Origin of the sequence: Flavobacterium humi, from assembly GCF_004745595.1 — a bacterium.
GTDB classification, from domain to species: Bacteria; Bacteroidota; Bacteroidia; order Flavobacteriales; family Flavobacteriaceae; genus Flavobacterium; species Flavobacterium humi.
Genome location: NZ_SRLH01000006.1, coordinates 45,453 through 56,868, shown reverse-complemented (window position 1 = coordinate 56,868; position 11,416 = coordinate 45,453). Strand labels below are relative to the sequence as shown.

Annotated in this window: 12 protein-coding genes and 1 riboswitch; all 12 genes read left to right on the top strand. The window is 43.0% G+C overall.

Features of this window, described 5'->3' with window-relative positions; translation table 11 throughout:
• Positions 1-128: 128 nt before the first annotated feature.
• The 12 genes from E4635_RS11700 to E4635_RS11645 all read left to right on the top strand — a co-directional run bounded on the left by E4635_RS11700 (position 129) and on the right by E4635_RS11645 (position 11,406).
• Positions 129-779: a queuosine precursor transporter gene (locus E4635_RS11700; RefSeq protein ID WP_135526886.1), complete on the top strand. Its 651-nt coding sequence runs from the start codon at positions 129-131 to the stop codon at positions 777-779.
• A 38-nt stretch (positions 780-817) separates the two neighbouring features.
• Positions 818-914, top strand: a riboswitch (TPP riboswitch).
• Between the two features lie 62 nt (positions 915-976).
• Positions 977-1,183 (top strand): sulfur carrier protein ThiS, encoded by a 207-nt coding sequence (gene thiS / locus E4635_RS11695; protein ID WP_135526885.1) that lies wholly within the window; start codon positions 977-979, stop codon positions 1,181-1,183.
• A 57-nt stretch (positions 1,184-1,240) separates the two neighbouring features.
• Entirely contained in the window at positions 1,241-3,064 is a 1,824-nt protein-coding gene (gene thiC, locus E4635_RS11690; RefSeq protein ID WP_135526884.1) for a phosphomethylpyrimidine synthase ThiC, read from the top strand.
• A 10-nt stretch (positions 3,065-3,074) separates the two neighbouring features.
• Positions 3,075-3,671 (top strand): thiamine phosphate synthase, encoded by a 597-nt coding sequence (locus E4635_RS11685; protein WP_135526883.1) that lies wholly within the window; start codon positions 3,075-3,077, stop codon positions 3,669-3,671.
• On the top strand, positions 3,638-4,396 hold the full coding sequence (locus tag E4635_RS11680) for a hydroxymethylpyrimidine/phosphomethylpyrimidine kinase (RefSeq protein ID WP_135526882.1): 759 nt from the start codon (positions 3,638-3,640) through the stop codon (positions 4,394-4,396). The genes E4635_RS11685 and E4635_RS11680 overlap by 34 nt, the downstream gene beginning before the upstream one ends.
• Positions 4,386-5,018: a thiamine phosphate synthase gene (locus E4635_RS11675; protein ID WP_135526881.1), complete on the top strand. Its 633-nt coding sequence runs from the start codon at positions 4,386-4,388 to the stop codon at positions 5,016-5,018. The genes E4635_RS11680 and E4635_RS11675 overlap by 11 nt, the downstream gene beginning before the upstream one ends.
• Positions 5,005-5,775, top strand: coding sequence for a thiazole synthase (locus tag E4635_RS11670; RefSeq protein ID WP_135526880.1), 771 nt, complete (start codon positions 5,005-5,007; stop codon positions 5,773-5,775). The genes E4635_RS11675 and E4635_RS11670 overlap by 14 nt, the downstream gene beginning before the upstream one ends.
• A gap of 18 nt (positions 5,776-5,793) precedes the next feature.
• A complete protein-coding gene (thiH, locus tag E4635_RS11665; protein ID WP_135526879.1) occupies positions 5,794-6,912 on the top strand; it encodes a 2-iminoacetate synthase ThiH in 1,119 nt (372 codons plus the stop codon).
• Positions 6,913-7,623, top strand: a complete 711-nt coding sequence (locus E4635_RS11660; protein WP_135526878.1) for a HesA/MoeB/ThiF family protein — start codon at positions 6,913-6,915, stop codon at positions 7,621-7,623.
• A gap of 75 nt (positions 7,624-7,698) precedes the next feature.
• Positions 7,699-8,406 (top strand): UMP kinase, encoded by a 708-nt coding sequence (gene pyrH, locus E4635_RS11655; RefSeq protein ID WP_135526877.1) that lies wholly within the window; start codon positions 7,699-7,701, stop codon positions 8,404-8,406.
• A 69-nt stretch (positions 8,407-8,475) separates the two neighbouring features.
• A complete protein-coding gene (frr, locus tag E4635_RS11650) occupies positions 8,476-9,039 on the top strand; it encodes a ribosome recycling factor (RefSeq protein WP_135526876.1) in 564 nt (187 codons plus the stop codon).
• Between the two features lie 111 nt (positions 9,040-9,150).
• Positions 9,151-11,406 carry a DUF5686 family protein gene (locus E4635_RS11645; protein WP_135526875.1) on the top strand — a complete coding sequence of 752 codons (2,256 nt, stop codon included), beginning with the start codon at positions 9,151-9,153 and terminating at the stop codon, positions 11,404-11,406.
• Positions 11,407-11,416 lie beyond the last annotated feature (10 nt).

The window sequence follows — 11,416 nt, the reverse complement described above, 5'->3', positions numbered from 1 at the left end:
AAAATGTTAACGGGATTCCAGGCTCAGGTTTGCTTATGTAACTTGCAGCTATGATTTATTGTGCCTGCTTCTTTTATTTTGGCTCAAATAACTTACATTTGAAATTATTTTTTTGAAATTACAGCACTATGTTTAAGACCAAAAAAGATACGGTTTATATTATCCTGGCGGGAATTTTTATTGCCAATGCCATTGTAGCGGAACTTACAGGCGGGAAACTCATCCAGATAGGCCCTTTTATTATGAGTATCGGTATTTTGCCATGGCCGGTGGTTTTCCTGACTACTGATATCATCAATGAGCATTTTGGCCGTGAAGGTGTAAAAAAACTGTCGTTTATTACAGCGGGACTGATCGCTTATTGCATCCTGATCCTTTTTATCGGGACCAAAATACCTGCTTTTGTAACCGGGAATACTGTTAATGATGAGCAATTCCATGCTGTTTTCGGGCAGGGCTTGTTTATTATGGTCGCGAGTATCATTGCTTTTTTGGTTTCCCAGATTATAGATGTAAGCATCTTTTGGTTTTTAAGGAATAAGACCGGAAAGAAAATGATCTGGCTCAGAAGTACCGGCTCTACTATCATTTCACAGCTAATAGACAGCTTTATTGTTTCGGGGATTGCTTTTTGGGCTACAGGCAAAATAACCACCAGCCAATACCTGAACATGTCAATAACCGGCTATACCTTCAAGCTGATACTGGCTGTTGCCCTGACACCGCTGATTTATCTCGGTCATTACCTGATTGAGAAATATTTGCATGAAGAACATTAAAAAAAATACCGTACCGGTTTAAAATAATTCTTACATTTGTCTCACTTTAGGGGTGTCTGCGATAAGCAGGCTGAGATTTTACCCTCTGAACCTGATCTAGTTCATACTAGCGTAGGGAAAAGTGAGATGACTTCATTGTACGCCATACGTACCTCTTGCAGCCATTCCTAAAGTATGTATATACTAATTTAAAAGGAATGGAACTCAACATCAACAACCGGATCAAATCATTTGCCCCTGACAGCCTTACTGTTCAGGCTTTACTCGATTTGGAAACCCCCAACAGGCAAAACGGTATTGCCGTAGCCGTTAACCAAAGGATTATCCCAAAATCCGACTGGGAGACGCATTCCCTCTATGAAACGGATGACATCCTGATCATTTCTGCCACGCAGGGCGGATGAAAAGAACAAAGAACCAAGAGACAAGAGACAAGAAGAAAGAAAACCTAGAAACCGATTATGAACCACGAAGAAAAAATATCCCGCAAACCGTTCCCCAATTCCAAAAAGATTTATGTGGACGGCGACATCCATCCGATAAAAGTAGCCATGCGCGAAATTACCTTGAGCGACACCAAATTATCAAATGGCAGAACGGAAAACAACCCGCCGGTAACGGTATATGACACATCCGGTCCTTATACGGATACCGATGTAGAAATTGATGTTAGGAAAGGGCTGCCAAGAATACGCGAACAATGGATTACTGAGCGGAATGACGTAGAAGAACTTGCCGAAATCACTTCGGAATATGGCAAAAAAAGGTTGTACGACCCGAAACTGGACCACCTTCGTTTTGAATACCTCCACCAACCGAAGCGAGCTAAAAAAGGAGCCAATGTAACCCAATTGCATTATGCCAAAAAAGGCATCATCACTCCTGAAATGGAATACATTGCCATTCGTGAAAACCAGCGTATCGAGCAGCTTAACACTGTTACCCAGGCTATGCAGTGCCAGCACCAGGGAAACAGTTTCGGTGCCAATACGCCCAAAAGCAAAATCACTCCTGAATTTGTACGCAATGAAGTCGCCATGGGCCGCGCCATCATCCCTAATAACATTAACCATCCGGAAAGCGAACCCATGATTGTAGGCCGTAATTTTTTGGTCAAAATCAATGCCAATATCGGGAACAGTGCCGTGACTTCCTCAATTGAAGAAGAAGTGGAAAAAGCCGTTTGGGCCTGCCGCTGGGGAGCCGACACGATTATGGATTTGTCTACCGGCAAGAACATACACGAAACCCGTGAGTGGATCATCCGGAACTCTCCTGTACCAATCGGGACTGTGCCTATTTACCAGGCGCTGGAAAAAGTAAAAGGCATTGCCGAAGACCTGACCTGGGAAATTTTCCGGGATACTTTAATTGAGCAGGCAGAACAGGGAGTTTCCTATTTTACGATCCACGCCGGGGTTTTACTGCGTTACATCCATTTGACTGCCCAGCGTGTGACAGGAATTGTTTCCCGAGGCGGTTCGATAATGGCCAAATGGTGCCTCTTCCATCATAAGGAAAACTTTTTATATACTCATTTTGAAGAAATCTGCGAGATCATGAAACAATATGATGTTGCTTTTTCGCTGGGTGACGGTTTGCGCCCGGGTTCTATTGCCGATGCCAACGATGCCGCCCAATTTGCCGAATTGGAAACTCTAGGCGAACTGACCAAAATTGCCTGGAAGCATGATGTCCAGGTATTTATCGAAGGACCCGGCCATGTACCGATGCATATGATCAAGGAAAACATGGAAAAACAACTGGAACATTGTGATGAAGCGCCTTTTTATACTTTAGGGCCTTTGACAACCGATATTGCTCCAGGTTACGACCATATCACTTCAGCCATCGGAGCTGCAATGATAGGATGGTACGGCTGTGCGATGTTATGTTATGTGACACCTAAAGAGCATTTGGGCCTGCCGAACAAAAAAGATGTAAAAGACGGGGTGATCACCTATAAAATTGCCGCTCATGCCGCAGATTTGGCCAAAGGCCATCCGGGAGCCCAATACCGGGACAATGCCTTAAGCAAAGCCCGTTTTGAATTCCGTTGGGAAGATCAGTTTAATCTGGCCCTTGATCCTGACACGGCGAGGGAATTCCATGATGAAACCTTACCGGCCGACGGGGCAAAGGTGGCGCATTTCTGTTCGATGTGCGGCCCTAAATTCTGTTCGATGAAAATCTCGCAGGAAATCCGTGATGTGGCGGAAGCGGAGAAAGGGATGAAAATAAAGTCAGAAGAATTTATCGAATCGGGAAAAGAAATCTATTCTTAAAACACTACTGATGATCATTATCACGCATCCGGCACCTGTAGCCAATGAAATTGCCATTATCCATTCGCTTTTTTCGGAAGGGCTGTCATTGCTGCACATCCGCAAACCCGAATATACTGAAAGCCAAATGAAACTGTTCCTCTCGCAAATCAAGCCGCAGTTCAGGGACCGTTTGGTTTTGCATAGCCATCATCATCTAGCCGACGCGTTCAAGATTTGCCGCCTGCATTTTTCAGAAACGGACAGGATAAAAAAACGCTCAGGCTTTTTCCATTATAAGAAAAGCATATGGTCAACCTCTACGCATTCTATGGAAGATTTCAATGCGTTGGACGATTCCTTTGAATATGCTTTTTTGAGTCCTGTTTTTTCGAGTATTTCCAAAAAAGGTTATGTTTCCAAATTGGATTTTCCAATAGCCATACAAAAAAGGATGAACCAAAAAACAAAACTGATAGCATTGGGCGGCATCCAGCCGGAAAACATGGAGCAGGCCCTTTCTTTCGGTTTTGACGATGTGGCCCTTTTGGGTACAATCTGGGAAAACGACAATCCGGTAAACCAATTCAGATTATGCCAGCAAACCGCCCTTTCGTACTTACTATAGCCGGCTTTGATCCTTCGGGAGGCGCAGGTATCCTTGCAGATGTAAAAACATTTGAACAGCACCGTGTACAAGGTTTGGCCATTAACACCGGCAATACACTCCAGACGGAAAATGTGTTTTATGAAATGCAATGGACGGCTTTGGATTTTGTCCTGCGTTCCATCGAAACACTGTTCCTGAATTATACTATTGAAGCTGTCAAAATAGGTATCGTCCCTTCTTTGGATTATCTGAAAAATATCCTTTGGGCCATACAATCATTTTCTCCAGGAACAAAAATCATTTGGGATACGGTTTTAAAATCAAGTACTGAATTCTCTTTTCTTGCTGTGGAAAACCAGCTGGATTTAATCGAAATACTGAATCAAGTCCATTTGATTACGCCCAATTACGAGGAAATTTTGCAGTTGAGCCCGTTAGAGAATTCCGCAGAACAAATCGCAACCAGGCTTTCCGGATATTGTGATGTCTTGCTCAAAGGCGGCCACAATACAACAGAACCCGGCACTGATTATCTATACTCCCGCACTGAAAAAACGCAATTGCTTCCGGGCTGTACAGGCGTCTTTGGAAAGCACGGTTCGGGTTGCGTACTGTCTGCTGCCATTACTGCTAATATTGCACTTGGCCATTCTTTTGAAACTTCTTGCAAAAAGGCCAAAACATATGTAGAAAAGTACCTAAACTCTAATTTATCTTTAATAGGCTACCATCATGTATACTAAATTACAATACATCTCGCAGGGAAATACTGTAGAGGAACAACTATACAACATCCATCAGGCGCTGGACAATGGCTGCGACTGGATCCAGTTGCGGTTCAAAGACAGTAGCGCATCTGAACTATTCACTTTGGCAGAAGCCGTAAAAATGCTTTGCGAAGAATACCTGGCAACATTTATCATCAATGACAATGTTTACCTGGCCCAACAATTAGTCGCCGACGGAGTGCATTTGGGGCTAAGCGATATGAGTATAGAAGAAGCCCGTTATCTTTTGGGAGATACCAAAATCATCGGCGGTACGGCCAATACTTTTGAAAATGTCGTAAGGCGTTCCAGGGAAGCCTGTGATTACATCGGGCTGGGCCCATTCCGGTTTACCGAAACCAAGGATAAATTAAGCCCTGTCTTAGGATTGGAAGGTTATCAGGATATCCTGCAGAAAATGCAGCAACACCATATTACACTACCGGTATATGCCATTGGCGGCATCGTATTGGAAGACATAAAAGGCCTTATGGATTGCGGCGTCTACGGAGTTGCCGTTTCAGGGCTGATCACCAAGCATCATCACCAACATAAACTGATTACACAACTCAACGAAAAATTATATGTCAACATTTAAAATTGCCGATACGGTTTTCCATTCCCGCTTATTTTTAGGAACCGGCAAATTTGGCTCCGATGTGCAAATGGAAGCTGCTATTTTGGCTTCTGGAAGTGAATTAGTCACAGTGGCCCTAAAACGTGTGGATTTCGAAACCGAAACCGATGCTATTTTGTCCCACCTGCAACATCCGCACATTCATTTACTGCCCAATACTTCCGGGGCCAGGAATGCGAAAGAAGCCATTTTTGCAGCACAATTGGCTAGGGAAGCTTTGGAAACCAATTGGCTCAAGCTCGAAATCCATCCGGACCCCAAATACCTGATGCCCGATGCCATAGAAACCTTGAAAGCCACAGAAGAACTGGCGAAATTGGGTTTTGTCATTCTACCTTACATCCATGCAGATCCGGTTTTATGCAAGCATCTTGAAAATGCCGGAACAGCAGCCGTCATGCCTTTGGGTTCTCCTATCGGGAGCAATAAAGGATTAAAAACCATCGATTTCCTGGAAATAATTATCGAACAGAGCAAAGTCCCTGTTATTGTCGATGCAGGGATTGGTGCGCCATCAGATGCTGCCAAAGCAATGGAACTCGGAGCTGACGCGGTTTTGGTCAATACTGCCATCGCCGCCGCCGGAAATCCTAAAACGATGGCCGAAGCTTTCAGGGAAGCAGTCATCGCCGGAAGGAAGGCCTTTGAAGCGCAATTGGCAACCGCAACCCATACGGCAGTAGCTTCCAGTCCTTTGACCGCTTTTTTATACGAGTAACTTTCCTAAAAGAATTACATGAGCAGCTTCACATCCGTTTTTGACACCTATGATTGGGACGATATCCAGGCCAAAATATACCGAACCACTGCCCTTGAGGTAGAAAAGGCATTATCCAAAAACAAGCGCAACCTTGATGATTTCTTGGCACTGATTTCGCCGGCAGCACAATCCTATCTGGAACAAATGGCACAAATGAGCCATCATCTGACCAAAAAACGTTTCGGGAAAACCATCCAAATGTATGCTCCCCTGTACCTTAGCAACGAATGCCAGAACATTTGCACGTACTGTGGTTTTAGCCTCGATAATAAAATCCGGCGGAAAACACTTTCCGAAATTGAAATCACGCAGGAATCGGAAGCATTGAAATCCCTGGGTTTCGGACATGTTTTATTAGTAACGGGCGAGGCCAATTATACAGTTAACATCGATTATTTCCTAAAAGCCATTGATCAGATTAAAAAATATTTCGCAAACATTTCTGTCGAAGTCCAGCCGCTTTCCGAAGAAGAATATGCGCAATTACACAAAGCCGGAGTGTATTCGGTTTTGGTCTATCAGGAAACCTATCATCGGGAAGTATACAAAAAATACCACCCCAAAGGAAAAAAATCCAATTTTGATTTCCGGCTACAAACCCCTGACAGGGTTGGGGCGGCAGGAATCCATAAAATAGGATTGGGTATCTTGCTTGGTCTGGAAGATTGGCGCACCGATAGTTTTTTCAATGCCTTGCACCTGGATTACCTGCAAAAAACCTATTGGCAGAGCAAATACTCCGTTTCATTTCCGCGTTTGCGTCCTGCGGAAGGTATTATCGAACCTAATTTCATCATGGACGATACTGATTTGCTGCAATTGATTTGTGCCTACCGCCTTTGGAACGAAGACCTGGAGATTTCCATATCGACAAGGGAAAACGAAAAATTCAGAAACCATATTATCCCAATTGGCGTGACCTCGATGAGTGCCGGTTCCAAAACAAACCCGGGCGGCTATACAGTCGATACGGATTCTTTAGAACAATTTGAAACCAGTGATGAACGTTCCCCTTCAGAAATATCGGCCATTATTTCAGGGGCCGGTTACCAGCCGGTCTGGAAAGATTGGGATGCCATTTTTAGCTTTACATAAATGATTACCATACCAGATTTTTTACGATACAGCCGCCAGATGATGCTGCCTGAAATAACTGAAACCGGGCAGGAAAAACTCAAAAATGCCAAAGTCCTGGTCATTGGCGCCGGCGGATTGGGCTGCCCTATTTTGCAATACCTGGCCACCGCAGGAGTGGGGACCATCGGCATTGTTGATTTTGACGTTATTGAACTGCACAACCTTCACAGGCAAATCCTGTACACGGAACAACATATCGGCCAGGCCAAAGCAACGATTGCCCGGTCTGTTATATCGCTTCTGAACCCGCTGATCAACTGCCTTGCTTTTGAAGAAAAACTAACTCCTGAAAATGCAAACCACATCCTGCAGGATTTCGATATCATTATTGATGGTTCCGATAATTTTGCCACCCGTTATTTAGTAAACGATACCTGCCTCGCCTTGCAAAAAACCCTTGTGTATGGGAGCATCCTTACATTTGAAGGTCAAATGGCTGTTTTCAACCATAATGGTTCCAAAAACCTGCGTGCTCTATTTCCCGAGCCGCCCAATCCGGAAGATGTCCCTAACTGTAGCCTGAACGGTGTGCTGGGAACACTCCCCGGGATTATCGGAACCATGATGGGCCATGAAACACTGAAGCTTATTATAGGATTGCCTTCTTTGGAAAACGAACTGGTTGTTTTCAATACGCTGAGATGGGATTTTACGAAATTGAAATTTTAGAAAATTAAAATTGCTCTTTTCAATAATCGGAGAATATCTCTATATTTGCAGTGCAAAAAAACAACAAAACTCCTAATGAAGTACAAAAGAATTCTTTTAAAATTAAGTGGTGAAGCGCTAATGGGTGACCGTCAATATGGTATCGACCCAAAAAGGTTAGGCGAATATGCAGAGGAAATAAAACAAATTCACGAATTAGGTGTTGAGATCGCCATTGTTATCGGAGGCGGGAACATTTTCAGAGGTGTTGCCGGTGCCAGTAACGGGATGGACCGAGTACAGGGCGATTATATGGGAATGCTGGCAACTGTAATCAACGGTATGGCATTGCAAGGAGCTTTGGAAGAAAAAGGAATGTTAACCAGGCTGCAGACCGCCTTGAAAATCGAAGCCATTGCAGAACCTTACATTAAACGAAGAGCCGTAAGGCATTTGGAAAAAAACAGGATTGTAATTTTTGGAGCCGGAACCGGAAATCCTTATTTTACAACCGACACAGCAGCTGTTTTGAGAGGAGTTGAAGTGAATGCCGACGTAATCCTAAAAGGCACCCGCGTTGACGGTATCTACAATGCCGATCCGGAAAAAAACAAGGATGCGGTAAAATTTGATTATATTTCGTTTGAAGATGTTTTAAGAAAAGGCTTAAACGTCATGGACACCACCGCTTTTACCTTAAGCCAGGAAAACAAATTGCCTATCATTGTTTTCGACATGAACAAGGAAGGAAACCTGCTTAAGATTTGCAAAGGAGAAAACGTAGGAACAGTAGTTAATATATAATTTTAGAACTTCGGGCCTTTGGCGATAGCCTCGTAAAGCCTGGACATCTAAACTCTAACAATGTAAACAATGACTGAAGAAATTAATTTTATATTGGACAGCACAAAAGAATCTATGGACGGTTCTATTGCCCATTTAGAAAAAGAATTTTTAAATATCCGTGCCGGAAAAGCATCGCCTCAAATGATTGGTGGTGTTTTTGTAGATTATTACGGCTCGCAAACCCCTATATCGCAAGTAGCTAACGTAAACGTTCCGGACGCGAGGACCATTACCATCCAGCCGTACGAAAAAAGCATGTTGCAGCCTATAGAAAAAGCGATTATGATTGCCAATATCGGGTTTAACCCAATGAACAATGGCGATTTAATCATCATCAGTGTTCCGCCATTGACGGAAGAACGCAGGAAAGACCTGGTAAAACAAGCTAAATCGGAAGCGGAAGATGCTAAAATCGGAATCAGGAATTCCCGTAAAGATGCCAATACCGAAATTAAAAAGCTGGAAAAAGAAGGGACTTCGGAAGACATCTGCAAAACAGCTGAAGAGAGCGTACAGAAATTAACGGATAGTTACATCAAAAAAATTGAAGACCACTTGGCTGTAAAAGAAGCTGAAATTATGAAAGTGTAGCACCATTATCATAAAAAAATATTAAAATCCGCCTTGTTCGCAAAACTTGGCGGATTTTTTGTTGAATACGTCTATATTTGTAGTATTCTTTTCCAAACAGATTGCTAACCAATGGTTTTAAAAAAACTATTCTTTCTGCCCTTATTCATTTTTTCGCTCATAGCAACCCATGCCATAGCGCAGGTGCAAACCATTTCCACAGACAGCATCATCAGAAGGACGATTTACAACAAAACCGTAAACAATCCTCCGGCTTTTGAATTTACCGCCTATAACAAACTTATCATAACCGCAGATCCGGACCTGATCGAAGGAAACATCGATTCTGTCTTTGTGACCAAAAGGAGCAGGAAAATATTTTCAAGAATCGATTCGTCCGATTGCGTTTTCAAAAAAATCATTTCCAAACAGCATTTGTACGTAACGGAAAAAATCTCAAAATTCCGGCATTCCGGACAAATCCTCAAAGAAACCATTCTCGCTACCCGGATGGCAGGATTCAAGGAACCGATCTTTGAATATTTCTCACTGCAGTTACAGCCTTTTTCCTTATATGACGACACGTATTCATTAGTTGAAAAAGAATATCCCAGCCCTATTTCGCAAAAGGGGTACCGGCAGTACAACTATACGTATGCGGGAACGGTTTGGCTGGAAAACCGCCTGGTGCACAAAATCACATTTGCGCCAAAAAAGAAAACCAAAACCGGTAAATTGGAAGGTATTTTATATCTCGATTCCGAAAAACTGAGCATCGCAAAGGCTGAATTGAAAGTCAACGGCTTATTGCGGATCAAATCCAACCATGATTTCAAATTCGATCCTATCCTGAAAAACTGGTTCCCTTCCCAGGCCAGTTTACTGATTAAAAAAGGGAACAGCACCACACCAATTAAAATTTTTGGCGAAACCATCACTTTTGAAGGCACAAACCCAAAACTGAACCCCGAGGGTAAAAAATTCGCCTCCGATTTTATCGAAATACAATCGGATTCGAAATATTACGAGCCAAGGTTCAATTCGTATTTCAAACTAAAACACCCGGACATTGCCATAGAAATAAACGAAACGGCCATTGCCAAGAAAGAGAATCTTTGGTACACATATTTTAACGATTCTACAGACGTAAGAAGCAACCCGACGTATGTTTCCCTGGACAGCCTGGTGGAAAAAAGAAAGATAGAAAACAAAATCCGCATTGGCCGAAAGGTTATAAAAGGCTACTACCCTATCGGTTTTTTTGATGTAGACCTGCGGTACCTGCTGCGGTACAACAATTATGAAGGTTTCAGGCTGGGCCTTGGCGGGATTACGAATGACAAACTTTCCAAAATTTTCAAGATGGAAGGGTATTACGCCTATGGGACAAAAGACGGTATTTTTAAAGGCTATATCTCCAACGCGCTGCGGCTTAACAACCATACGGAAACATGGCTTGGCGTTTCCTACCGCGATGATGTGGCCGAAATTGCAAATGCCAACTTTGAGATTGACAAACGGTCTTTTAAGATTTATGACCCAAGGCCTTTCAACATCAGCACTTTTTACAACCATGTTACCTGGCGGGGTTTTGTGGAAACCAAAATCATTCCCAAAACCGAAAGCATCTGGCAGATCACCCAAAGTAATATCATCCCGAAATTCAATTACCAGTTTGAGCATCAAGGCCAATTGTATACCGATTTCAGGGCTACTATCGTGACGGCTTCATTGCAATGGAACCCTTTCAGCCAGTACATGCAGACTCCGAACGGGAAAATCGAAATTGATAAAAAATTCCCGAAATTTACGTTCCAATTTTCAAAAACCCTACCGGCGCTCTGGAAAAACAGCTTTGATTTTGGAAAGGTGGATGTTCGTTTCGATTATCAGAAGAAATTCAATTCCAACCATAAATTATCGTTCCTTTTTGAAGGCGGTTATGCCTTTGGCGATATCCCGATTACACACGTTTACAACCATTCGCCCAACAACCTGACCAAGGATAAAATCCTGCAGCGGATTACTTTTGCGGGGAAAGACAGTTTCGAAACCATGTACTTCAACGAGTTTTTCTCGAACAAATATGCTTTTCTCGAATTAGAGCATCAATTCCCGAAATGGATCATCAGCCAGAAAATAAAACCGGTATTTTCGCTAGCGACCAAATATGGGATTGGAGCGTTGGACAATGCTTCCCAACACAAGAGCATCGCATTTAAAACCCTTGAAAAAGGCTATATGGAATCCGGATTTGAGCTGAACCAAATCTACAAAGGGCTAGGATTTGTCGCTTTTTACCGGTACGGACCGAACCATATGCCTCATTTTGAAGACAACATCGCGCTAAAACTCAGTGTCAAGATAGATTTAGGTTTTAACAACTAAAAAATCCAGG

What these genes read in the sequence shown, in the direction of transcription:
- E4635_RS11700 (WP_135526886.1), top strand. Translation starts at nt 129, where the DNA reads ATGTTTAAGACCAAAAAAGATACGGTTTATATTATCCTGGCGGGAATT.
- thiS (WP_135526885.1), top strand. Translation starts at nt 977, where the DNA reads ATGGAACTCAACATCAACAACCGGATCAAATCATTTGCCCCTGACAGC.
- thiC (WP_135526884.1), top strand. Translation starts at nt 1,241, where the DNA reads ATGAACCACGAAGAAAAAATATCCCGCAAACCGTTCCCCAATTCCAAA.
- E4635_RS11685 (WP_135526883.1), top strand. Translation starts at nt 3,075, where the DNA reads ATGATCATTATCACGCATCCGGCACCTGTAGCCAATGAAATTGCCATT.
- E4635_RS11680 (WP_135526882.1), top strand. Translation starts at nt 3,638, where the DNA reads ATGCCAGCAAACCGCCCTTTCGTACTTACTATAGCCGGCTTTGATCCT.
- E4635_RS11675 (WP_135526881.1), top strand. Translation starts at nt 4,386, where the DNA reads ATGTATACTAAATTACAATACATCTCGCAGGGAAATACTGTAGAGGAA.
- E4635_RS11670 (WP_135526880.1), top strand. Translation starts at nt 5,005, where the DNA reads ATGTCAACATTTAAAATTGCCGATACGGTTTTCCATTCCCGCTTATTT.
- thiH (WP_135526879.1), top strand. Translation starts at nt 5,794, where the DNA reads ATGAGCAGCTTCACATCCGTTTTTGACACCTATGATTGGGACGATATC.
- E4635_RS11660 (WP_135526878.1), top strand. Translation starts at nt 6,913, where the DNA reads ATGATTACCATACCAGATTTTTTACGATACAGCCGCCAGATGATGCTG.
- pyrH (WP_135526877.1), top strand. Translation starts at nt 7,699, where the DNA reads ATGAAGTACAAAAGAATTCTTTTAAAATTAAGTGGTGAAGCGCTAATG.
- frr (WP_135526876.1), top strand. Translation starts at nt 8,476, where the DNA reads ATGACTGAAGAAATTAATTTTATATTGGACAGCACAAAAGAATCTATG.
- E4635_RS11645 (WP_135526875.1), top strand. Translation starts at nt 9,151, where the DNA reads ATGGTTTTAAAAAAACTATTCTTTCTGCCCTTATTCATTTTTTCGCTC.